The sequence below is a fragment of the Micromonospora eburnea genome (assembly GCF_900090225.1).
Lineage (GTDB): Bacteria > Actinomycetota > Actinomycetes > Mycobacteriales > Micromonosporaceae > Micromonospora > Micromonospora eburnea.
On record NZ_FMHY01000002.1, the window covers coordinates 6,069,686 to 6,093,351 of the forward strand.

The 23,666-nt window shown below is 72.4% G+C and carries 17 protein-coding genes and 1 tRNA gene; 5 read left to right on the forward strand and 13 right to left on the reverse strand.

The genetic code is table 11. The features are described from left to right. Nucleotides 1-88: 88 nt before the first annotated feature. From GA0070604_RS26280 to thrB, 3 genes are all read right to left on the reverse strand, one after another. Nucleotides 89-3,532, reverse strand: a complete 3,444-nt coding sequence (locus GA0070604_RS26280; RefSeq protein WP_091124233.1) for a phosphodiester glycosidase family protein — start codon at nt 3,530-3,532, stop codon at nt 89-91. A gap of 140 nt (nt 3,533-3,672) precedes the next feature. Then, nucleotides 3,673-5,715 (reverse strand): transcription termination factor Rho, encoded by a 2,043-nt coding sequence (gene rho / locus GA0070604_RS26285; protein WP_091124238.1) that lies wholly within the window; start codon nt 5,713-5,715, stop codon nt 3,673-3,675. A 295-nt stretch (nt 5,716-6,010) separates the two neighbouring features. Next, complete coding sequence (gene thrB / locus GA0070604_RS26290; protein ID WP_091124242.1) at nt 6,011-6,949, reverse strand: homoserine kinase; 939 nt, start codon at nt 6,947-6,949, stop codon at nt 6,011-6,013. Nucleotides 6,950-7,059: 110 nt separating this feature from the next. Here thrB and GA0070604_RS26295 point away from each other — a divergent pair, with 110 nt between their 5' ends. Beyond that, nucleotides 7,060-7,503, forward strand: coding sequence for a hypothetical protein (locus GA0070604_RS26295; RefSeq protein ID WP_091124246.1), 444 nt, complete (start codon nt 7,060-7,062; stop codon nt 7,501-7,503). 29 nt (nt 7,504-7,532) lie between these two features. On the opposite strand, the gene GA0070604_RS26300 is transcribed toward GA0070604_RS26295, so the two are convergent. From GA0070604_RS26300 to argS, 7 genes are all read right to left on the reverse strand, one after another. Beyond that, nucleotides 7,533-8,783 carry an MFS transporter gene (locus tag GA0070604_RS26300; protein ID WP_091124249.1) on the reverse strand — a complete coding sequence of 417 codons (1,251 nt, stop codon included), beginning with the start codon at nt 8,781-8,783 and terminating at the stop codon, nt 7,533-7,535. A 23-nt stretch (nt 8,784-8,806) separates the two neighbouring features. After that, nucleotides 8,807-9,616, reverse strand: a complete 810-nt coding sequence (locus tag GA0070604_RS26305) for a polysaccharide deacetylase family protein (protein WP_091124252.1) — start codon at nt 9,614-9,616, stop codon at nt 8,807-8,809. Nucleotides 9,617-9,992: 376 nt separating this feature from the next. Beyond that, nucleotides 9,993-13,259 carry an efflux RND transporter permease subunit gene (locus GA0070604_RS26310; RefSeq protein WP_091124256.1) on the reverse strand — a complete coding sequence of 1,089 codons (3,267 nt, stop codon included), beginning with the start codon at nt 13,257-13,259 and terminating at the stop codon, nt 9,993-9,995. Between the two features lie 170 nt (nt 13,260-13,429). Continuing rightward, entirely contained in the window at nt 13,430-14,479 is a 1,050-nt protein-coding gene (gene thrC, locus GA0070604_RS26315) for a threonine synthase (protein ID WP_091124259.1), read from the reverse strand. Between the two features lie 115 nt (nt 14,480-14,594). Continuing rightward, entirely contained in the window at nt 14,595-15,908 is a 1,314-nt protein-coding gene (locus GA0070604_RS26320) for a homoserine dehydrogenase (protein ID WP_208602349.1), read from the reverse strand. Nucleotides 15,909-15,916: 8 nt separating this feature from the next. After that, a complete protein-coding gene (lysA, locus tag GA0070604_RS26325) occupies nt 15,917-17,302 on the reverse strand; it encodes a diaminopimelate decarboxylase (RefSeq protein ID WP_091124268.1) in 1,386 nt (461 codons plus the stop codon). Further along, nucleotides 17,302-18,966 (reverse strand): arginine--tRNA ligase, encoded by a 1,665-nt coding sequence (gene argS / locus GA0070604_RS26330; protein WP_091124272.1) that lies wholly within the window; start codon nt 18,964-18,966, stop codon nt 17,302-17,304. Before argS ends, lysA begins: the two co-directional genes overlap by 1 nt. 97 nt (nt 18,967-19,063) lie before the next feature. On the opposite strand from argS, the gene GA0070604_RS26340 reads away from it, so the two are divergent. The 4 genes from GA0070604_RS26340 (at nt 19,064) to GA0070604_RS26355 (ending at nt 21,603) form a co-directional block, all read left to right on the forward strand. Beyond that, nucleotides 19,064-19,888, forward strand: a complete 825-nt coding sequence (locus GA0070604_RS26340; protein ID WP_091124276.1) for a DUF3105 domain-containing protein — start codon at nt 19,064-19,066, stop codon at nt 19,886-19,888. A 10-nt stretch (nt 19,889-19,898) separates the two neighbouring features. Next, the gene (locus tag GA0070604_RS26345) at nt 19,899-20,567 is read left to right on the forward strand and encodes a DUF305 domain-containing protein (protein WP_091124280.1); all 669 of its coding nucleotides are present in this window, start codon (nt 19,899-19,901) and stop codon (nt 20,565-20,567) included. A 190-nt stretch (nt 20,568-20,757) separates the two neighbouring features. Then, nucleotides 20,758-21,453: a winged helix-turn-helix domain-containing protein gene (locus GA0070604_RS26350; RefSeq protein WP_091124283.1), complete on the forward strand. Its 696-nt coding sequence runs from the start codon at nt 20,758-20,760 to the stop codon at nt 21,451-21,453. 75 nt (nt 21,454-21,528) lie between these two features. Next, a tRNA-Arg gene (locus GA0070604_RS26355) sits at nt 21,529-21,603 on the forward strand. A 136-nt stretch (nt 21,604-21,739) separates the two neighbouring features. Here the strand turns inward: GA0070604_RS26355 and GA0070604_RS26360 are convergent. Genes GA0070604_RS26360 through GA0070604_RS32775 form a run of 3 tightly spaced genes read right to left on the reverse strand, consistent with a single transcriptional unit; the run spans nt 21,740 to nt 23,486 of the window. Further along, a complete protein-coding gene (locus tag GA0070604_RS26360; protein WP_091124287.1) occupies nt 21,740-23,107 on the reverse strand; it encodes a tyrosine-type recombinase/integrase in 1,368 nt (455 codons plus the stop codon). Next, the gene (locus tag GA0070604_RS26365; RefSeq protein ID WP_091124291.1) at nt 23,104-23,322 is read right to left on the reverse strand and encodes a helix-turn-helix transcriptional regulator; all 219 of its coding nucleotides are present in this window, start codon (nt 23,320-23,322) and stop codon (nt 23,104-23,106) included. Before GA0070604_RS26365 ends, GA0070604_RS26360 begins: the two co-directional genes overlap by 4 nt. After that, the gene (locus tag GA0070604_RS32775; RefSeq protein WP_167363634.1) at nt 23,319-23,486 is read right to left on the reverse strand and encodes a hypothetical protein; all 168 of its coding nucleotides are present in this window, start codon (nt 23,484-23,486) and stop codon (nt 23,319-23,321) included. The genes GA0070604_RS26365 and GA0070604_RS32775 overlap by 4 nt, the downstream gene beginning before the upstream one ends. Nucleotides 23,487-23,666 lie beyond the last annotated feature (180 nt).

Consider the following 23,666-nt stretch of genomic DNA (forward strand, 5'->3'; position numbering starts at 1 on the left):
TGTAAGGAGGGGCCCCCTGTTAACGCCTCCGGTAGAGCAGGGGCCCCTTGTTAACAACTGGTGTTAACAAGGGGCCCCTGCTTCCACCTCAGGCGGCGGGCGCCTCCGCCGCCGTCAGGGTCACCGTCGCCTCGGCGCGTACGTCGTTGACGGTCACCGCGAGCAGCACCTGCGCGCCGGGACGCAGCGCGGTCAGCACGCCGGTCGCCGGATCGAAGCGGGCCACGTGCCAGGGTTTCACCCCGTCCGCGCCGCCGATGTGCAGGTTCGGCGAGCCGGACCAGTCGGCGCTGACCGGGGCGGCCACCGGGACGGTACGACCCTCGGGCTGGGTGAGCGTGGCGCTCACCGGCACCGGAACGCCGACCGGCGCGCTCGCCGGGGCGGCCAGGGCGAGGCGGTCGACGTGGGCGTGGAACTCCGCCTCGACCCACTCCGGCCCCGCGGCGAGCGGGTCGCGGCGGGCCCGCTCGGCCTCCTGCGGGGTCACCGGGTCCACGCCGAACTCGGTCCAGCCGGTGAAGCCGCCCTGCTGGGGCGGGGTGGACGGGTTCTTGCCGGAGTTGCCGTTGATCACGTACGGGACGCCGTCCACCCGGCCGGCGTGGAACGTGCCGACGTGCCCGTTGACCATCAGCGCGCCCTTGCCGGTGCGGTGCTGGAAGTCGGCCAGCCACTGCTCCACCAGGGCCGCCTCCTTCCGGTCACCGAGCTGGCTGGCCTGGGCCGGGCTGGGGTCGCGGGGCGGGTGGTGGAAGAGCACCGCCACCGAGCCGACGGCCGGATCGGCGGCCGCCGCGTCCAGGGTGTGCCGCAGCAGCTCCACCTGGTCGAAGCCGCCGCCGCGCAGCGAGCCGGTGGCGGTGCTCAGCGTGACGAACCTGGTGCCCTGGTGGTCGAAGACCCGCGAGGTGTCGCCGAAGACGCCACGGAAGTTGTCGATCGGCGCGCCCATGATCTCGTGGTTGCCGGGAACGTAGTAGTACGGCAGTTCGCCGCCCAGCTCCTCGTCCAGGATCCGCTTGGCCAGCGCGAAGTCCGCCGGGTACGCGGTGTCCACGAAGTCCCCGTCGATGATCAGGAAGTCCGGCTTCGCCGCCCGGATCTCGCGGAGCGTACGGCGGGCCTGGGCGACCAGGTCGCTGTCCGGGTCGGCGGCGACGAACTGGGCGTCGGACATCACCGCGAACCGCCAGGGCGCGCCGTCCACCGTGCCGTCCCGCAGCACCACCCGGTCGGTCCGGTTCTCCTCGGCCGGCGTCTGCACGGTCGGCGGCACCCGCGCCACCAGGTCGTCGATGACGACCTCGCTCTTGTACTGCTTGTCCGGGTCGGTCTCGGCCACGTAGAACCGGCGCACCCGGACCGGGTACTGCACGCCGGACGGCACCTCGAACTCGACGTACCGCCAGCCGGTCCAGGTGATGTACGGGCCGCGCAGCACGAACTGGGTGTCCTGGGCGTCGTGCAGGTGCAGGCTCGGCCACTCCCCCGTGCCGCCGCCCTTGATCCACATGCCGAACGCCTGCGGTTGGCCGGGCACCTCGATCCAGGCCGGCGGGTCGGCGTACGCGGCCCGGGTGCCGGTGGACTGGCTGAAGTCGTACGACATCCGCAGGCCGGTGCCGGTGTGGCCCGGCGCGGGGGCGACCGCGCCACTGGCCCGGGCCTGGCTGAACTTCCACGACGCCGCGTCGTCGAAACCGGCCACCGGCACGTCGGTCAGCCCGACCGTCACCGGGAGCACCGTGGTACGCGTGCCGACGTGGACGGTGACCAGGGCGGAGCCGGTACCGCCGAGCGCCTTGACCGACAGGTTGCCGTCCGCGGTCGGGGTGACGGTGAGCAGGTCGGGGTCGTACTCCAGGCGCAGGTCGGCGGGCTCGATCGGCGCGGTGTTGCCCTCGGCGTCGAAGCCGACCACGCCGAACAGGCCGGCGTCGCCCGCATCGTTCAGCCCGAGCCGGTCGACGGTGGCGTCGATCCGGTCCAGCGGGCCGAGCACGGTCAGGTCGAGGGTGCCCCGCGCCTCCCCGTGCCAGGCGGTGACGGTGCTGCGGCCGGGGCGGGTGGCCCGGAAGACGCCCGAGTCGTCCACCTTGCCCTGGGCGGCCGGGTTGGCCCGCCAGTGCGGCGCGCCGGCGGCCGGCCCGTACGTCTCGTCGTAGCCGGCGGCGGTGAGCCGGCGGGTGAGGCCGGGGAAGACCCGGTCGGGCCGGCCACCGCGGATCGGGGCGACGCCCGGCGCGGCGGTCGGGTCGATCGCGGTCTCCAGCCAGTAGCCGGTGAGTCGGCCGCTGCCCTGCGGGGCGTAGATGGCCAGGCCGTTCGGCACCGGCCGCTCGCTGCCGTCCGAGGGGCTGTTCTCCACCTGCACGGCGGCCGCGCCGGGCTCCCGGGCGAGCAGGGTCGACGAGCCGCCGCCGTCGAGGTTCAGCGCGTTCGCCGCGCCCAGTTCGAGCATCATCCGACCCATCTCGGTCTGGGTGACGCCGCGGCTGTCCACCTGCCGGCCGTCGACGGTCAGCATGATCATTTTGCGGCCGTCGGCGGAGAAGCCGACCGAGGTGCGCGGGGCGAGGCTCTGGTCGGCGATGCTCTGCACCACGCCGTCCCGGACCAGCACGTTGCCGCCGCCGACCGCGGCGTGCGGGCTGCTCCCGTCGGAGGCCTTCGGCCGCCAGCTCACATCGACCGGGTCGCCGGGGCGCAGCGCGGCGAGGGCGTCCGCCCCCGCCTCCCGGCCGAGCAGCACCGTGGTGCCGGCCGGGATCGGCCCCTCGCCCGCCGTGCTGGCCACGGTCGCGACCCGGCCGCCGGTCACCGTCACCTCGACCACCCGGGCCGCGCCCTCCACCGGGCGCTGGCGGGGGTACGTGCCCCAGAGCGGGGTGAAGACGCCGACGCCGTCGCGCTGCACCATGTTGTTGAACTGGGTCAGCGAGACCGGCCCGGCCGGCAGGACCGCGCTGCCCTCGAAGCCGATCTGGATGATCCGGCCCAGCCCCTGAGGGCTGATCGCGGCGGCGTTGGTGTGCCCGGCGACCGGTGACTGGATCAGCTCGCCGGAGCGGATGCCGATACCCTGCGCGGCGCCGGAGGCGTTGATGTCGAAGAAGTCGCCGTTGACGGCGGCCACCGCCCGGGAGCGGTCCACCGCGGCGCGCAGCGGCTCGTCCCGGGTGACCACGCCGGAGTTGACGTAGTCCACGGTGACACCGCCGGAGAGATCGGCGGTGAGGGCGTCGGCACGCAGCCAGCCGGCGGCGTCGTACCGGTCGAAGGAGGTGAGGTCGAGCCCTGGGGCGACCGGACGGGTGGTCTTCGCGGTCTCCAGGCCACCGGCCGGCTCCAGGCCGGCGGCGGCGAGGGTTACCGCCGGGTCAGGGCGGGAGGAGGCGGCCGGGGCGTCCTCGGCGGGAGTGGCGGTCTCGACCGCGGGCGCCGCGACGCCGGCCGGCACGGGTCCGGCCAGGGTGAGCACCGGGGTCAGCAGCAGGACGCCGGTGAGACGGGCGGATCGGGTACGCATGGACGACAGTCAACCCGGAACCGTATAGAAGTTTCAAGAGGTCTCGGCCCAACTGAAGAAAAACTTCAGCCGTCGCCCCGGGTACGCGCAGCGGGGCACGGCCGTTCGGCCGTGCCCCGCTGTGGGTCGCTCCGGTCAGCTCACTCGCCCGGCGTGGACTTCGCGATCTGCATCAGGAACTCGATGTTCGTGCGGGACTGCTTGAGCCGGTCCAGCAGGAGGTCGAGCGCCGCCTGCGAGTCCAGCGAGTGCAGCACCTTCCGGAGCTTGTGGACGATGGCCAACTCCTCCGGCGCGAGCAGGACCTCCTCCTTGCGCGTACCGGAGGGGTTGATGTCGATCGCCGGGAAGACCCGCTTGTCGGCGATCTTCCGGTCCAGCTTCAGCTCGGCGTTGCCGGTGCCCTTGAACTCCTCGAAGATGACCGTGTCCGCCATGGACCCGGTCTCCACCAGCGCGGTGGCGAGGATGGTCAGGGAGCCGCCGTTCTCGATGTTCCGCGCCGCGCCCAGGAAGCGCTTCGGCGGGTAGAGCGCGGTGGAGTCGATACCACCCGACATGATCCGGCCGCTGGCCGGCGCCGCCAGGTTGTACGACCGACCGAGCCGGGTCACCGAGTCGAGCAGCACGACCACGTCGTGCCCCAGCTCGACCAGGCGCTTCGCCCGCTCGATCGCCAGCTCCGCCACCGTGGTGTGGTCCTGCGGCGGCCGGTCGAACGTGGCCGCGATGACCTCGCCCTTCACCGACCGCTGCATGTCGGTGACCTCTTCCGGCCGCTCGTCGACCAGCACCACCATCAGGTGGCACTCCGGGTTGTTACGGGTGATCGCGTTCGCGATCGCCTGCAACACCATCGTCTTGCCCGCCTTCGGCGGCGAGACGATCAGCGCCCGCTGGCCCTTGCCGATCGGCATGACCAGATCGATGACCCGGGTGGTCAGGATGTGCGGCTCGGTCTCCAGCCGCAGCCGCTCCTGCGGGTACAGCGGGGTGAGCTTGTAGAACTCCGGCCGACGCCGCGCCTCCTCCGGCTCCATCCCGTTGATGGTGTCCAGCCGGACCAGCGGGTTGTACTTGTCGCGCCGCTGCTCCCCCTCGCGGGCGGCCCGCACGGCACCGGTGATCGCGTCACCGCGGCGCAGGCCGTACTTCTTGATCTGGGACATCGAGACGTACACGTCGTTCGGGCCGGCCAGGTAGCCGGTGGTCCGGACGAAGGCGTAGTTGTCGAGAACGTCGATGATGCCGGCGACCGGGACGAGCACGTCGTCCTCGCCGACCTGCGGCTCGCGGCCGCCCTCGCCGCCCTCGGCCCGCTCGCCGCGGCCCCGCCGGCGGTCCCGGAACCGGCTGCGCCGGCCACGCCGGCCGCCGCCCTCGCCGTCCTCGTCCCCGTCGTGGTCGCGCTCGGCCCGCTGGCCACGGTCGCCACGCTCGGCCCGCTCGGCCCGGTCGCCGTTGCGGTCGCCACGCTCGGCCCGGTCGCCGTTGCGGTCGCCACGCTCGGCCCGCTCGCCACGCTCGGCCCGCTCGCCACGCTCGCCACGCTCGGCCCGCTCGCCACGCTCGGCCCGCTCGCCGCTGCGCTCGGCCCGCTGCTCGCCGCCGCGCTCGGCCCGCTCCGCCCGCTCGGCCCGCTCACCGCTGCGCTCGGCCCGCTCGGCGCGCTCCCGGGTCCGGCTCTCGCCGCGTTCACCGCGCTCGGCCCGCTCGCCGGTCTCGGCGGCGGCCTCCTCGGTACGCGTCTCGGCAGGCCGGGCCTCGGTCGCCGCTGCCGCCGCGGCGGCCCGGCCACGCCGGCTCCGGGTACGCCCCTCGGTCGGCTCGGCGGCCGGTGCCGGCTCGGCAGGCCGGCGCTCGGTCTCGGCCCGCTCCTCGCGTACCTCGGCGTGCACCTCTTCCCGGGCAGGCGCGGTCGCTGCCGCGACCTCGGCGCGTGGTCGAGGGGTCCCGGCGGCGGCGCCGCCCTGCCGCTCGGTGATCGCGCTGATCAGCTCGCCCTTGCGCATGCGAGCCGTACCGGAGATGCCGAGCGACGCGGCCAGGCTCTGAAGCTCCGGCAGCAGCATCGCCGACAGGCCGGTACCACTGCGCCGACGACGCGTGGGAGCGGCGGCGGTGGTGGTGGCATCGCCAGCGACGTTGGAAACATCCGACGTCACGTCGGTGGTGTCGCTCAATGGATTCCTTCCCTCGATAGGCCGGGACTGCCCGGAGTCGAAACCAGGTGGCCGGGCGGCCTCGGTGCACCCGCCTCGCATGGACGCGTCGCGGGAGTCTGTGACACAGCAGCCGGTCGGTCTCCCGACTCACCAACGTCGGTGAGCAGGTCTCGCCGTCTGCGGCGACCTGCGGAAACTGCGGTGCGGCGTGGGCCTTTGGCAGGGGTGACGGGCTGACCGCCGAGAGCTTCGGGGGTGCGCCGCCCCGCAGGAAGATCGCGTGCTTCGCGGCTGTGCTGAGTCTAGAGCGTAATCAACTCTTCCGACCTGCGGCAACAGGGTCCCGCTCGGCGTGTCCAAGTCTACCCCGGGCAACCCGGGCGCCGCTGACATCTATCGGCAACTCCCAGCGCTGCCAATCTGTTCCCGCAGTAAATCCCGCGGGCACCTCGGTCAACGCCAGCACGGTGGGGCCCGCCCCACTGACCACAGCCGCCACACCCGCCTCACGCAGCGCCGCGACCAGGGTGGCCGTTGCCGGCATCCCCTCGGCCCGGTAGCCCTGGTGCAACCGGTCGACGGTGGCCGGCAGCAGCAGCGCCGGAGCGGCGGTCAGCGCGTGCACCAGCAGCGCCGCCCGCCCGGCGGTCAGCGCCGCGTCGGCGTGCGGCACGGCGGCGGGCAGCGCGGCCCGGGCGGTGGCGGTCAGGCCCCGCTCGCCGGGCACGAAGACGGTGGGGCGCACGCCCGCCGCGACGGGCAGGGAGACCGCACGCGCCCCGGCGGGCTCCGTCCAGGCGATCGTGAACCCGCCGAGCAGGCAGGGCGCGACGTTGTCCGGGTGGCCCTCGATCTCCGCGGCCAGCCGGAGCGCGGCGACGTCGTCCAGCCGCGCGGCGCCCTCGTCGACCAGCGCACGGGCCAACAGCACCCCGGCGACGATGGCCGCCGAGGAGGAACCGAGGCCCCGGGCCTGCGGGATCCGGTTGACGCACTCCACTGCCAGGCCGGGCGGCTGCGCGCCGAGCACGTCGAACGCGGCGCGCATCGACGCCACCACCAGGTGCCGGTCGTCCTCCGGTAACTCCCCGGCACCCTCACCGGTCACCGTCACCCGGACGCCCCCGGTGGTCACCTCGGCCGCCACGTCGTCGTACATCCCCAGAGCCAACCCGAGGGCGTCGAAGCCGGGGCCCAGATTGGCGCTGGTGGCGGGCACCCGGACCCGAACGGGGCCGGAGGCGAGAGTCATCGGCACCGGTTCATGCTAGGGCCCGGGACCGACCACACGTCGATTCGCCCGGACCGTGGGAAGTGATCATCTCTGTTAGCCTGCCATGATCAACGGCACCTGGAGGCAACGTGGACCAGATTCTTCCCACGATCCTGTCCGTCGCCGCCAAACTGCCCAGCATCGCGGTGCTGGTGATCGGCCTGGTGCTGGCCGCGATGCGTCGCGATCGGCTGCCCCGATCCGCCCGGGTCCTCCTGAGGTCCGGCGTCGTCGTACTGCTGGTGGTCGTGCTGGCGGCCCTGGCCTGGAATCTCGTCTTCAGCAACCTGGCTACCGCCGACTGGGTCCGCGACGGCGGCTACCAGCGCATCAGCCTGCTCGCCCTGCTCTTCGACGGGTTGGTCTCGGTCGGAAACCCGATCGGGTTCGGGCTGCTGATCGGCGCGGTCCTCGCCGGGCGGCGGCCCGCCGAACCGCCGGTCGACCCGGTGCGGTCCGCGGCCGCGCCAGCGCCCCATCCAGCATCCACCGCGTCGGGCTGGGGCGGCAGCGCGCCGGGCGCCGGCCGGTAACGGCACCGGGCTGCGGCTGACCCACGGCGTCAGGAGGCGCGGGTGGCCTCCGGCTCCGGCTCGGCCGCCGGCTCGGCGAGCGAGAGCCGCCGGGTGGCGAACCGCCACACGACCGCGTAGACCACGGTGACCAGGCCGCAGCCGGCCAGCACGGTCCGCTCGCTCACCTGGTCCACCACCAGCGCCACCCCGAGCTGGCTGACCGAGATGGCCAGCGTCGCCAGCATCATGTCGGTGGCGAACACCCGGCCCCGCAGCCGGTCCGGCACCTCGCGCTGCAGGGCGTAGTTGGACAGCACCCAGTTGCTGCCGCCGCCGACGTGGGCCAGCAGGACCAGCACCAGCACCAGCGGGAACCAGCCGACCACCGACACCCCGACGTAGGCCAGGCCGTAGAGGGACATGGAGAGCGCCAGGCCGGTGAGCAGCCAGGCCCGGTTGGTGAGCACCCGCCGCATCAGGATCGGCCCGACCAGGGCGCCCGCGCCCCGGAAGGCGAAGAGCAGGCCGGTGCCGACCGAGCCGAGCCCGTACACCCCGGCGAGCAGCGGGAAGACGGTGAGCACGCCGTTGCCGAGGCCGACCCCCGACTTCACGGCGACCAGCGCCAGCACCCGCGGCCGGTGCGCGATGTAGCGCAGCGCCTCGTGGATCGCCGGCCAGGTGCGCGGGTGCGGCAGCGCGGAGTCGCGGGGCGCCTGCAACGGCCGGCGGATCCGGGTGGCCAGGCCGGCGGCCGCCGCCAGGCCGCCCGCCGCCACCCAGAAGCTGACGTACGGGCCGGCGGCTGAGCTGAGCATGCCGCCGAGCGACGCGCCGACGACGGTCATCGTGCCCCAGGCCGAGCCGGCGACGGCGTTGCCCGCGGCCAGGTCGGCGGGATCGAGCACGTTGGGCAGGGCGGCCTGGGCCGCCGGCGAGTAGAACGCCTTCGCCACCGCCACGGCCGCGATGGCGACCAGGGCCAGCCACGCCGTCCCCGCGCCGCGCACCCCGAGCAGCAACAGGACGCCGGCCAGCGCGGCCAGATTCGCCCCGATCATGGTCTTCCGCCGGTCGAGCCGGTCCGCGACGGTCCCGGTGTACGGCAGCAGCAGCGCCATCGTGCCGGTGTCCACGGCGAGGACCAGCGCACCCCACACCCCGCTGCCGGTCAGCTCCGGCAGCAGCACCAGCAGCGGCACCATGACGAACCAGTCCGAGCCGAACACCACCAGTTCGGCGAGGAAGAGGTTGCGGAAGTCGCGGTTGCGGACGAGGACCGAGACAGTGGGCGACACTCGGGAAACCCTATCGGGCCGGGTCACTCGACGGCAGCGCGGCGGAGCAGGTCGGAGACGGTCACGAAGGTGTAGCCACGGGCCCGCAGGCCAGTGATCATGTCCGGCAGGCCACGAAGCGCGACGAGGCGCCGCTCGGTGCCGACGTCGTGGCCGAGCAGGACGGTGCCGGGCTGCACCCCGGCGACGATCCGCCGGGCATGGCCGACCGGGTCCCGCGGGAACTGACCCTCGACCATCTGCAGGGTCCAGAGCACCAGCCGGTAGTCCAGCCGGGCCGCGGCGTGCAGCACCGCACCACCCAGATGCCCCCACGGTGGCCGGAGCAGGCGGGGCGACATGCCGGTGGCCTCGGTGATCGCGTCGTGGCTGCGCCGCAGGTCGTCGTACGCGGTTTGGGCGTCCATCCGGGCCAGGTCATGGTGCGCCCAACTGTGGTTGCCGACCTCGTGCCGGCCCATCCGGCCGCGGACGAGCGAGGCGTTGTCCCGGGCCCGGGCGCCGACCATGAAGAAGGTGGCTGGTACGTCGTAGCGCTCCAGGGTGTCCAGCACCATCGGCGTCCACTGTGGCAGCGGACCGTCGTCGAAGGTGAGGGCGAGCAGGCGTTCGGTGGTGTGTACGCCCCAGACGGCCTCGACCGTGCCGCCGCCCACCTCCTGGAACTGGCTGCCCAGGGTGGCGCTGGCCGGGCCGCCGGCGAGCGGGAGCCGACGGTCGGCGATCCAGGTGGTCTGCACGGTGCCGACGGCGCCCAGCGCGACGCCTCCGGCCAGCAGGGCGGTCCGGCGCAGCACCGCCCGCCGGTTCCACCGCCCCACGCCGTCCGCCATGGCCCCGCTCCCACGCCGCCCGGCCGCCCCGGTACGGGACGCCCCGGCACCCGCAGCAGGTGCCGACCGGCTCACGGTACCGCTTCGGGCTCGCGCGGGCAGTCCCCTCTATCGGCCACCCCCGGGTGCCCTCCCTGCCGGCGATCCCGTGATCCGGTTCCGTGTCGCGCAACCGCCGGTATTCGGCACCCGGCGATACCGCCACATCCCGCACACGGAGTCGATCAGGGCCGACTTACGGAAAGAGTGGCCACCCCGGACGGGATGACCACTCTTTCCGTACTCCTGTGACGCGACCCCGGGCGGCGCGGCCCGGCACCGGGACGCGGCCGGCCAGCCGGGCGGCGCCAGGCCGGCGCCGCCCGGTGAGGCCGGGTCAGTCGGTGGGGGGCAGCGGGGACTGGCGGCTCTTCGGCAGGCGCAGCACCTCGAACTGGTCCGTACCGTCGAGGAGCGCCCCCGACGGGGCTGGCGGGACCGGCGACCCGGCGGGGGACGCGACCACCTTGGCCGGCGACGCGCCGCCGCCGACGGTCACCGGGACCAGGGCCGGGGCCGGCGGCGCCACCGGTTCCGGCGTGCCCCGGCGGCCGGCCCGGCGCTCGCGCAGCGCCTCCTTGGTGCGCTCCACCATCGTGTAGAGGGTCGGCACCAGGATCAGCGTCAGCAGCGTCGAGCTGATCAGGCCGCCGATCACCACGATCGCCAGCGGCCGGGAGATGAAGCCCCCCTCGCCGGTGAGCCCGAACGCCATCGGCAGCAGGGCGAACACCGTGGCGACCGCGGTCATCAGGATCGGTCGCAGCCGCCGCCGGCCACCCTCGACCACCGCGTCGGTGACGGCCATCCCCTGCGCCCGGTACTGGTTGATCAGGTCGAGCAGCACGATCGCGTTCGTCACCACGATGCCGACCAGCATGAGCACGCCGATCAGCGCCGGCACACCCAACGGCGTCCCGGTGGCCAACAGCAGCACGATCGCGCCGGTTGCCGCGAACGGGACGGAGACCAGCAGGATCAGCGCCTGGGTCAGGCTGCGGAACGTGGCCACCATGATCAGGAAGACGATCGCGATCGCGGCCAGCACCGCCAGCATCAGGTCCGCGAAGGCGTCCTTCTGGTCGGCGCTGACGCCGCCGATGGTGAACGTCGCACCCGGTACGTCCAGCGCGTCCAGCCGCTTCTGCAACTCCTTCGTCGTGGTGCCGAGGTCGGAGCCGGTGGCCGTACCGGTGACCGAGACGCTGCGCTCGCCGTCGATCCGGGTCACCTGCTGCGGCCCCTCGACCTGGTTGATGTCGGCGATGTCGTCCAGCCTGACCCGGCCCACCGGCATCGCCCGCAGCTCGTCCACGCTCAGCGGAGGCCGGGCCCCGGTGCTGAGCACCACGTTCTGCGGCGTGCCGTCCAGGGTGACCTGCCCCAGCGGGGCACCCCGGTACGCCTGCGCGACGAGCTGCCCGACGGCGGCCTCGGTGAGCCCGGCCCGGGCCGCGGCGACCCGGTCCACGGTCACCTCGACCCGGGGCACCCGGGTGGCGAGGCTGGTGGAGACGTCCTCCACGCCCGGCGTGTCGGCCACCGCCCCCCGGACGGCCTCGGCGGCCCGGGTCAGCGTGTCCTGGTCGACGGCCTGCACGACCACCTCAAGCTGGTTGGCGGAGCCGCCGCCGTGCCCGCCGCCGAAGCTCAGCTCGCCCACCTCGGGGCCGAGGGCGTCGAACTCCGTACGCAGACTCCGCCGGACGGTCGCGGCGTCGGTGTCCTTGCTGAGCGCGACCGAGAAGGAGGCGGTGTTGCCGGCGCCGGCACCCGCCCACGGCATGTTGCCGCCACCGGCCGTGACCTGGTACGTCTTCACCCCCGGGGTACGCCGGAGCACCTCCTCGACCCGGGCGGCCGCCTGGTCGGTGCCGGCCAGCCCGGTGCCCGCCGGCAGCTCCTGGCGGATGCTCAGGGTGTCCTGGCCGGAGTCGTCCAGGAAGTTGGTCTCCAGCCTCTGCGCCAGGCCGAACGTGCCGAACAGCACCAGCAGGCCCAGCCCCACCGTGGCCCAGCGGGTGCCCCGGGACCGGGTGGCGAAGCCGATCGCCGGCAGGTACGCCCGCTGCAACCGGCTGCGCAGCTCCTTCTCCTCGGCGGCCCGCCGGACGCCGGCCTCGTCCCCGGCGCCGCCGCCCGGCTTCAGGAACCAGTACGCGAGCACCGGGATCACGGTCAACGACACCAGCAGCGAGGCGAGCAGGGCCACCGTCACGGTGATCGCGAACGGCGCGAAGAGCTGCCCGACGAAGCCGCCCACCAGCGCGATCGGCGCGAAGACGGCGACCGTGGTGAGCGTCGAGGCGGTGACCGCGCCGGCCACCTCGCGGACCGCGCCGAGGATGGCCTCGCGCTTCGGCTCGCCGTACTCCAGGTGCCGCTTGATGTTCTCCAGCACCACGATGGAGTCGTCGACGACCCGGCCGACGGCGATGGTCAGCGCGCCGAGGGTGAGCAGGTTGAGCGAGTGGCCGTCGGCCCAGAGCACGATCAGCGCGACCAGCACCGAAAGCGGGATGGAGACCGCGGTGACCAGGGTGGAACGGACCGAGAGCAGGAAGACCAGGATCACCACGACCGCCATCAGCAGGCCGAGCAGACCCTCGGTGGTGAGGCTCTCGATGGACCGCTCGACGAACGGGGCCTGGTCGAAGACCACGGTCAGCTCGGCGCCGGAGGCGGCCTTCAGCTCGTCGAGGCGGTCCCGGATGTCGTGGGAGATGCGGACCGCGTTGCCGTCCGGGGTCGCGGTGACCGCGATACCCAGGCTGGGCTTGCCGTTGGTGCGGGTGAACCCGGTGGCCGGGGCGAGCTGCTGCTCCACCCGGGCCACGTCGCCGAGGCGTACCGGGGCGGCGGGGGCGGTGGTGAGCACGATGCCGCGCAGCTCGTCCACGGTCCGGATCGGGGTGCCGACCTGCACCGGGAGCGACCGGGTGCCGTCGGCCACCGCGCCGGCCGGCAGCGCGACGCCGTTGGTCTTGAGCGCCTGGCCGATCGCCATCGGGGCCAGCCGGGCCGCGGCCAGCTTCGCCGGGTCGGGGGTGATCACCAAGACCTGGTCGCGGGTGCCGGTCACGTCGACCGTCCGGACCCCGTCCAGGCCCTCCAGCTCGGGTACGACGGCGCGGCGCAGCTTCTCCGCCAGGGCCTGCTCGTCGTCGCCGCCGGTCGCGGCGACCACCACGACGGGCAGGTCGTCGGTGCTGCCGGCGATGACCTGCGGGTCCACTCCCTCGGGGAGCTGCCCGTCGATGCGGTTCAGCGCGGTCTGCATCTTGTTGACCACGTCGTCCAGGTTGGTGCCGAACGCGTACTGCACCTGGACGGTGGTGGCGCCCTCACGAGCGGTGGAGGTGACCTTCTCCAGCCCCGGGATGCCCTGGAGACTGTTCTCGATCGGCTCGGTGACCTGGGACTCGACGATCTCCGGCGCGGCGCCCGGGTAGGCCGCCACGATGAACGCGGCGGGAAACTCCAGCGACGGCAGGAGCTGCTGCTTCAGCGACGGCACGGCGTACGCCCCGAACGCCGTGGTCACCAGCGCGATGAGGGCGACCAACCCCCGGTTGGCGAGGCTGAATCTGGCGAGCAGCGACATCAGCGTGGCTCACTCCTGAAATGGGGTGGGTTTGATCCACAAAGTCTGCCCCACCCCTTCCCCCCGCCCCGCACCCACCCACCCTCCGCCCAGCACGTGGTTGATCAAGAAGTTTCGGTCGCGAATCAGCGTTACCGTGACGCGAACTTCTTGATCAAACCGGCGCGGGGTTAGGCGAGGTCTAGGGAGCGGGCGGCGGCCTGGGGGTCGTTGGCGATGGTGATCGGGGCGGGGGCCGTGGAGATGGCCCACTCGGGGTCCTTGAGGCCGTGGCCGGTGACCGTGCAGACGACGGTGGAGCCGGCCGGCACCTTCCCGGCGGCGGCCTGCTGGAGCAGGCCGGCCACGCTGGCCGCGCTGCCCAGCTCGACGAACACGCCCACCTCGCGGGCCAGCAACCGGTACGCCGCCAGGATCTCCCGGTCGGTGACCGCCGAGATCAGGCCGCCGGAGGCGTCCCGGGCGTCGACGGCCTTGGTCCAGCTCGCCGGGTTGCCGATCCGGATGGCGGTGGCGATGGTCGACGGCTCCGGCACCATCTGGCCGGTCACGATGGGCGCCGCGCCGGCTGCCTGGAAGCCGTACATCCGCGGAGCCCTGGTGGCGTTGCCGGCCGCCAGGTCCTCCGAGTAGCCCAACCAGTAGGCGGAGATGTTGCCGGCGTTGCCGACCGGCAGGCAGTGGATGTCGGGGGCGTCGCCGAGCGCCTCGACGATCTCGAAGGCGGCGGTCTTCTGGCCGTGCAGCCGGTCGATGTTGACCGAGTTGACCAGGGCGACCGGATAGTCCTGGGCCAGCTTGCCGGCCAGCGCCAGGCAGTCGTCGAAGTTGCCCTGCACCTGGAGCAGCTTGGCGCCGTGCACCAGCGCCTGGGCCAGCTTGCCCAGCGCGATCTTGCCCTGCGGCACCAGCACCGCGCAGGTGATCCCGGCGCGGGCCGCGTACGCCGCGGCGGAGGCGCTGGTGTTGCCGGTGGAGGCGCAGATGATCGCCTTGTTGCCGGCCTCGACCGCCGTGGAGACGGCGACCGTCATGCCCCGGTCCTTGAAGGAGCCGGTGGGATTGGCCCCCTCCACCTTCAGCCAGACGTCAGCGCCGATCCGGGCGGAGAGCACCGGCGCCGGCAGCAGCGGCGTGTTCCCCTCGTGCAGGGTGATGACCGGGGTGGCGTCGGTGACCGGCAGCCGGTCCCGGTACGTCTCGATCAGGCCCCGCCACATGTCGCTCTCCTCGCGTCGACCGCCCCGGTTAGGTCGGGGCTCCTACCAGCGTGGACCAGCCTCTCGGACCGGCCGCCGGCACACCCTGACCTAACCATCAGGCGGGACGCGGGCGCTACGCCCCTCCCTCGACCCGCAGCACGCTGGTCACCGAGCGGACGATCGGCAGCCCGCGCAGCTCCCGCACGGTGGCCGCGAGCGCGGCGTCCGGTGCCATGTGGGTGACGATGACCAGTTCGGCGTCCTCGCCCCGGCCGGCCGGGCCGCCACCCGCCGGACCCTGCCGCACTGTGGCGATGGAGACCTCGTGCCGGGCGAAGACCCCGGCCACCGCCTCCAGCACACCCGGTCGGTCGGCCACGTCGAGGCTGATGTGGTAGCGGGTGAGCGCCTCCCCCATCGGCCGCACCGACAGGTCCGCGTACGCCGACTCGCTGGCGGCGTGCACCCCGGCCAGGCGGTTGCGGGCCACCGCCACCACGTCACCGAGCACGGCGCTGGCGGTCGGCGCGCCGCCCGCGCCCCGACCGTAGAACATGAGCTGCCCGGCCGCCTCGGCCTCGACGAAGACCGCGTTGAACGCGTCGCCGACGCTGGCCAGCGGGTGGGTCCGCGGGATCATCGCCGGGTGTACCCGCACGCTGACCGTCTCCCGGCCCGCCGCGTCGGTACCCCGGGCGGCGATGCAGAGCAGCTTGATGGTGCAGCCCATCGCCTTGGCGCTGGCCACGTCGGCGGCGGTCACCTCGGTGATGCCCTCGCGGTGCACGTCGGCCGCGGTGACCCGGGTGTGGAACGCCAGCGAGGCAAGGATGGCGGCCTTGGCGGCGGCGTCGAAGCCCTCCACGTCGGCCGTCGGGTCCGCCTCCGCGTAGCCCAACTCGGTGGCCTCCTCCAGGGCCTCGGCGAAGCCGGCGCCGGTGGCGTCCATGGCGGAGAGGATGAAGTTGGTGGTGCCGTTGACGATCCCGGTGACCCGGTTGATCCGGTCGCCGTGCAGCGACTCGCGCAGCGGGCGCAGCAGCGGGATCGCCCCGGCGACGCTCGCCTCGTAGTAGAGGTCCGCGCCGCCCTCGGCGGCGGCGTCGTGCAGGGTCGCGCCGTCCTCCGCGAGCAGTGCCTTGTTGGCGGTGACCACGCTCTTACCCGCGCGCAGCGCCTCGACCAGCCAGCTCCGGGCCGGCTCGATGCCGCCGACGACCTCCACCACGACGTCCACGTCGTCCCGCTTGACCAGCCCGAGCGGGTCGGTGGTGAACAGGGCGGGGTCGACCGGCAGGTCGCCGCGGTCCCGGCCGAGCCGGCGTACGGCGATGCCGGCGATCTCCAGCGGGGCGCCGATCCGGGCGGCGAGGTCGGCCGACTGCTCGTGCAGCAGCCGTACCACGTCGCTGCCGACCGTGCCGCAGCCGAGCAGCGCCAAGCGCACAGGTGCCGTCATCCCACATCCAATGCGAGCAGGTCCGCTTCCGTCTCCCGGCGGACGATCAGCCTGGCCCGACCGTCGCGGACGGCGACGACCGGGGGCCGCGGGACATGGTTGTAGTTGCTGGCCATGCTCCGGCAATACGCCCCGGTGCCGGGTACCGCGACAAGATCTCCGGGCTGCACGTCGGCGGGCAGGAATTCATCCTTCACCACGATGTCCCCGGACTCACAATGCTTTCCCACCACTCGGGCGAGCATCGGCTCCGCCGCCGAGGCCCGGTTGGCCACCGTCGCCGAGTACGACGCGTCGTAGAGCGCGGTACGGATGTTGTCGCTCATCCCGCCGTCCACGCTCACGTACGTCCGCAGGCCGTCGACGTCCTTGACGGTGCCGACCTCGTAGAGGGTGAACACGGCGGGGCCGACGATGGCCCGGCCCGGCTCGATGGACAGGTGCGGCACGGCCAGGCTCTCGGCCGCGCACTCCCCGTCGACGATCTTGCGGAGCCGTTTGGCCAGCTCGTGCGGCGCGGCCGGGTCGTCCTGGGTGGTGTACGCGATGCCGAAGCCGCCGCCCAGGTCCAGCTCGGGCAGCTCCACCCCGCGGGCGTCGCGGATCTGCGCCTGGAGGCTCAGCACCCGACGGGCGGAGACCTCGAAGCCGCTGGCGTCGAAGATCTGCGAGCCGATGTGCGAGTGCAGGCCACGCAGCTCCAGCACGCCCTCGTCGAGGATCTTGAAGGCCGCCGCGGCGGCCGCCCCACCGGCGAGCGAGAAGCCGAACTTCTGGTCCTCGTGCGCGGTGGCGATGAACTCGTGGGTGTGCGCCTCCACGCCGACGGTGACCCGGACCAGCACCCGGGGGCGTACCCCCCGCTCGCGGGCGAGCGCGGTGAGCCGGTCGATCTCGGCGAACGAGTCGACGATGATCCGGCCCACCCCGGCGTCCACCGCGCGGGTCAACTCGGCCATCGACTTGTTGTTGCCGTGGAAGCCGATCCGCTCCGGTGGCATCCCCGCCGACAGCGCGGTGGCCAGCTCACCGCCGGTGCAGACGTCGAGGAACAGGCCCTCCTCGGCGATCATGCGGACCACCGCACGGCAGAGGAACGCCTTGCCGGCGTAGTAGACGTCGGCGTCGGGGAAGGCGGCCCGGAACTCGCGGCAGCGCGAGCGCAGGTCGTCCTCGTCCAGCACGTACACCGGGGTGCCGAACTCGGCGGCCAGGTCGCGGACGTCCAGGCCCGCGACCACCAGCGTGCCGCTCGCACCGCGCGTGACGTGGCGCGGCCAGAGCTGTGGCACCAGGGCGTTGACGTCGACCGGGGTACGCAGCCAGGCCGGCCCCCGGTGACCGATCTCCCCGTGCAGGGCACCAGCCTCGTGCGCGCGCATTACATCCTTTCCGGGGCGGAGACGCCGAGCAGGTACAGGCCGTTGGCGATGACCACCCGGGTGGCGTCGTTGAGCCAGAGCCGGGCCCGGTGCAGGTCGGTGACCTCCTCGTCGCCGCGCGGCAGGATCCGGCAGTTGTCGTAGAACCGGTGGTACGCCCCGGCCAGCCGCTCCAGATAGCGGGCGACCAGGTGCGGGCCGCGCAGCTCGGCCGCCGAGGAGACCACGGCGGGGAACTCGGCGAGCGCCTTGAGCAGCTCGTTCTCCTTCTCGTGGGAGAGCAACTCGGCGTGGAAGCCGGCGGCGTCGCCCCGGCTCAGCCCCACCTCGGCGGCGTTGCGCCCGACGCTGGCCGTCCGGGCGGCGACGTACTGGACGTAGTAGACCGGGTTGTCGCGGGTGGCCCGGGTCCACAGCTCCACGTCGATGTCGATGGGCGAGTCGCTGGAGTAGCGGGCCAGCGCGTAGCGGGAGGCGTCCACGCCGATCGCGTCGACCAGGTCCTCCAGGGTGACCACGGTGCCGGCCCGCTTGCTCATCCGGACCGGAGCGCCGTCGCGGACCAGGTTGACCAACTGGCCGATGAGGATCTCCAGGTTGTGCTCCGGGTCGTCACCGAAGCAGGCGGCCATCGCCTTCATCCGGCCGATGTAGCCGTGGTGGTCGGCGCCCAGCATGATCACCACGCGCTCGAAGCCGCGCTCGCGCTTGTCGAGGTAATAGGCGCAGTCGGCGGCGAAGTAGGTCCACTCGCCGTTGGACTTGCGCAGCACCCGGTCCTTGTCGTCGCCGAAGTCGGTGGTGCGCAGCCAGGTCGCGCCCTCCGACTCGAAGATGTGCCCCTGCTCCCGCAGCCGGACCAGCGCCTTGTCCAGCTCGCCCCGGTCGTGCAGGTCCTTCTCGTTGAAGTAGGTGTCGAACTCGACGCCGAAGTCGCGCAGCGACGACTTGATCTCGTCGAACATGAGCTGGACGCCCTCGACCCGGAACACCTCCTGGGCGGCGGCGTCGGCCAGCTCCAGCACCTCCGGCCGGCGCTTGACCACCTCGGCCGCGATCTCCGCGATGTACGCGCCGCCGTAGCCGTCCTCCGGGGCCGGCTCGCCCTTCGCGGCGGCGAGCAGGGACCGGGCGAACCGGTCGATCTGGGAGCCGGCGTCGTTGAAGTAATATTCCGTGCCGACCTCGGCGCCGGTGGCGCGGAGCAGCCGGCTGAGCGCGTCACCGACGGCCGCCCAGCGGACGCCGCCGATGTGCACCGGGCCGGTCGGGTTCGCCGAGACGAACTCCAGGTTGATCTTCTGGCCGGCGAGGGTGGCGCTACGGCCGTACTCCGGGCCGGCCTCGACGATGACCTTGGCGAGCTGGCCGGCGGCGGCCGCGTCGAGCCGGATGTTCAGGAAGCCCGGGCCGGCGATCTCCACCGACTTGATCCCCGGCGCCCGGCCGAGCTGCTCGGCCAGGGCGGCGGCCAGCTCCCGCGGGGGTACGCCCACCTTCTTGCTGAGCTGCAGCGCCAGCGTCGAGGCGTAGTCGCCGTGCTCGGGGTTGCGGGGTCGCTCGACGGTGGTCTGCGCGGGCAGCGCGGCGTGGTCCAGGCCCCGGTCGGCGAAGACGGCGTGGGCTGCGGAGAGAACGACCTCGGCGAGTTCTGCGGGAGTCACCGAACCATGTTATCGGGGGTAGACTCGGGCACCGCGGCGGCGACCATCATGTGAACCGGGTCGCGGCTCCCCTGACCGACCGACCTGACGAGGCACGATGAGCATCAGCACCCCGGGCGGCCCGGAGCGCCGCCCGACCGTGGTCAGCACCGGCAAGAAGCCGGCGGCCGGCCGGCCGGCCGCGGGCGACAAGCCCGCGCGCGACAAGGCGGGGGCCGGCAAGGGCACCCCGAAGGCGAGCGCCGGCGGCAAGGGGCGCAAGCCGATCGCGCCGGTGAAGGTCAGCCAGGGCCGGTCGTGGGGGCCGATCGCGCTCTTCGTCGCGGTCGGCGTGCTCGCCGTCGGCATCATCGGCGTCGGCGCCTGGGCGGTATACCGGGGCGCCCAGCCATGGCAGGATCGGGCCGACGCCATCAAGGGCGTGGTCGACTACCGCAAGAAGGACAAGGACCTGGTCGCCGGCGGCAACCACCAGGCCGGCCCGATCAAGTACGACATCCTCCCGCCGGTGGCGGGCCCGCACAACGCGGCCTGGCAGAACTGCATGGGCGACGTCTACGACGCCCCGATCGCCAACGAGCACGCGGTGCACAGCCTGGAGCACGGCACGGTCTGGATCGCCTACCGCCCGGACCTGCCGGCCGACCAGGTGGCCAAGCTGAAGGCCAAGGTGCAGGGCAAGGAAAAGATGATGCTCAGCCCGTTCGAGGGGCTGGACAAGCCGATCTCGCTGCAGGCCTGGGGCTTCCAGCTCAAGCTCGACGACGCCGACGACAGCCGGATCGACGACTTCATCAAGACGCTGCGGGTGAACGCCTCCATCGAGGGGCCGAACGCCAACTGCGACCAGGGCATCACCGCCACCGGCACCACGCCCCGGGACGCGGGCAACCCGATGGGCGACCAGCCGGTTCAGCAGTAAGGATGCCGTGATGACCGCTGCCGTGACCACGGACGCCGATCTCGACGAGGCGCCGGCCACCGATGACGGTGGCCGGCGGGGGGTACGCCGCTTCGGCACCCTCGCCCTGGCCGCCGCCGTCGTGGTCGGTCTCCTCCTCGGGTACGCGGGTGGCCTGCTCACCCCGAGCCTCACCCGTCCGGGTGAAAACTCGGTGGAGGCCGGCTTCGCCCGGGACATGACCACCCACCACGCGCAGGCGGTGGCGATGGGGCTGATGGCCTTCCAGCAGGGCCAGGACCCGGAGGTACGCCAGATCGGCGGCGACATCGCCACCGGCCAGCAGGGCGAGATCGGCACCATGCAGACCTGGCTGCGGTCCTGGAAGCTGGACCCGACCGGCGACCAGCCGCCGATGGCCTGGATGTCGGACGGCGCCGGCCTGGTCAAGAACGGCCTGATGCCGGGCATGGCCACGCCGGAGGAGATGGCGAAGCTGCGGGCCGCCCAGGGTCGCGAGTTCGACGTGCTCTTCCTCCAGTTGATGATCCAGCACCACCTCGGCGGGGTCCACATGATCCAGGGAGTCCTCGACGATGGGCACGACGAGGACGTGCTGCTGGTCGCGCAGACCATGAAGAACACCCAGCAGAAGGACCTGACCAACCTCCAGGCCGCGCTCAAGCGGCTCGGCGGCTGAGCCGCCGGTACGCCTGTTCCGAAGGGCCCGCGTCGGGAACGACGCGGGCCCTTCCGCGTGTACGCACACACCCCCCTTGCCCGTTATGCCGGTTTATAACGGTTTGACGCTGTCCGACCCATAGCGCTCCTTGGAGACTTTTCTCCCCACATATCGTGACCAGTTGCGATTCGGGCTCGTTGCGCAGGACGTGGGGGTTGCACTCAGAGACGCAGGGCGGTCGGTGACCAGTTGGTGCCGACGCCACACGATCGGCGGTGACGGGGCGGTGGCAGCCGTCCGTCGCGGACAGCGGCCGGGCGAGTCGGGAGCGCTCAGCCGCGAACAGGAACTCGAACTGATCGACGTGCTGCGGGGCGTCCACCCCGACGAGTTCGGCCTGGACGAGGAGCTCTGGACGCGACAGAGCCTGACCACCCTCATCCAGCGCCGGTTCGACCTGGCGATGGACGCCGGCACGGTCGGGGCGTACCTGCGGGCCTGGGGGTTGGGTCCGCGGGAGCCCCGGGAGCGCGCCTGTGGGCTCTGCGTGGGCGCGGTCGAGCGCTGGGTACGCACCGAGTACCCGTCGATCACCGGGGCCGCCCAGGAGCACGCCGCGGAGGTCTACTGGATCGGCCGGATACGACTGCGCGGCACCATGCCGGCGGCCGACGTGGTCTCGGCGGTCTCCTCCCGGGGCCGGGTACGTTTCATGATCACCACGCCCTCGGTCGACCCGCCGCTCCCCCGCGACTTCGTGCTGCGCCTCAGTGGCGCCGAGGAGCGCACGGTGCACCTGATCGTCGACGGCTCGTGGCCCCGCAACGAGTGGCCGCGCCGCCTCCCCCGGCGCATCGTCCTGCACCCGCTCCCCAGCTGCGGCCGTTCCCTCGCCGCCGCGTGAACCGGCGAAGATCGGCGGGCGGGGTGCCGATTGGGTGATCCGGAGGCGTGTTTGCTACTCTTCTCGGGTCGCTGAGCCCCCGTAGCTCAGGGGATAGAGCACCGCCCTCCGGAGGCGGGGGCGCAGGTTCGAATCCTGCCGGGGGCACCATCGATAAGCAGCACGAAAAGGCCGCTGACCAGGGGAAACCCGGTCAGCGGCCTTAATCGTGTGTCCGGCCATGTCCGGCCGTCAGTGGCCCGTGGCGGGCGTCTGTGCCAAATACGTGCCGAAGTTTCAGCGCCGGTCAGTCGTGCCCTAGCGCTCTCTCGATCCGCTGCCTGAGAGCTGCGTCACCGCCGTCCAGACACTTGGCGTAGATCCTCAGCAGCACCTCTACCGACTGCCCGGCCCACTCGGCGACCTGGGTAGGCGGGACTCCCCCGTTGAGCCAGGTCGACACGGCAGCGTGCCGCAGGTCGTACGGGGTGCCGGCCAGCGGTGAGGCTTGCACCTCGGGCGTGAACACGGCGGCCCGCGCCCACCGCCACACGCGGTTGATCGTGCCCTTGGGAAGCTCATCCTTGTTGCGCTCCCCCACGAACAGGCGGTCATTCGGCCCGTAGCCGAACAGCTCGACGTGAGCGTTGATGATCGCTGTCAGTTCGGGCGGACACGGTACCGTTCGCGTCTCCCCTCGTGCTCGCTGTTTTAGTTGGCGGCTGTCCCGGTTCTTTCCGCTGTCGGTCCATTCGCGGCCGGCGTGCGGGTCCGCTCCGTCGAGGGTGAATTCCCCCCACCCCTTTTCGGGCAGGTGCAGATTCGGCTTGGCGAGGCGTACGGCTTCCTCCGGACGCAAAGCCGCGTAGTACAGGCAGGCGTAGAAAGCCACCATGCGCGGCCCGATACGCCCTTGCTCCCGCACCCCTTCCAACAGAGTCCGCACCTGCACGGGGTTTGCCACTGACCGCCTGTCGATCGTCGTCACGGTTTTCGGCGGCTTCCACTTCAACTGTGGTAGCGGATTCGCCGGCAGCAGCCGCTTTTCTACGGCGTATTCGATCGCGGTATTGAATATCTTCCGGCGGCGGCTGATGACGCTTGGCGCGGCCGGCGCGCCGTCGAGTCGCACAGTAAGGCCGTCCAGCACCGGGCGCAGCACTTCGGCGCGGCTGAGGCTGGCCACGTCTCGGGTGTTCCGCTTCACCCATTCGAGCGTGGTGCGCACCTGCTCGGGCATGTTCTTGGCCTTACGGCGAGGGGTGTTGAAGGCCCAGCGGCTGAGGGCGTGGCGGAGCGGCTTGCCGTCCGGGCGGCCTCTCGCGTTGGTCAGCATGAGCACGGTAAGCGCCGTCAGCGCTTCCGCGTGAGTGCGCCTGGTCGTGGCGGCCACATGCGGCCATTTCATGTCGGCGAACGAACAGGCCAGGTCGTACCACGACATGACGGCGGTCTCGCGACGCATCGAGACCGGGCGACCCGTCTCGATATCGAACGCCTCACCCTTTCGAGAGGCGGTGACCAGCTCTGAGCGGAAGCCTTCCGCGAGAGCCTTTGTCTTGTAGGGCTCCTTGCGCGGCTGCCCGGCAACTCGCCACCGGACCCAGTAGGTGCGCCCCCTCTTCCCTTCATACGTTTCGATCGACCAGATACGCACGTCGAAGGTGGTGTTCAAGCGGCCTCCTCGTAAAGCGATTCAAGCCAGGATTCATAGTCGCGTCGTTCGATCCGGATTTCGCCGTTGGGCAGCTTGCGTGCCGGCGGCCCCTTCCGCTTTGCTCGCCAGTCGTAGAAGGTCGACCTGCTGATCCCGAGTTCATCGCAAACTTCAGTAATGGTGAGGTGACGGCTTAGGCTCGGCTGCTTTTGTCCCTTGGCATGCGTTGTCATCGGCGGGCGTCCTCCCTCGGGGTGGCGTCGATGTAGATGCGGTGCCGGGTCGACGGTGGCCGGTCGGGGTAGGGCCGGCTGATGTGTTGGATGGTGAGGACTTGGGTGAGTGCGGTGAGGGTGGTGGCTGTTTCAGCGGGTGTGCCGTGCAGCCTGATTTGCATGTAGAGCGCCTTTCGGTCGGCGGGTGCCATCAGGTGAGGAAGTGGGAGGTATCGCCGCATAGGGGCGTTGAGCGGCCCGTTGAGAGCGTCGTGGGGCCAAGATCCGGGGGTTTCCGGTGTGTGGGTGTGGGCCGGTACGGCTGAGGGCTTTTCAGCGGGCCGTTCTGCGTGGCCGTGTGG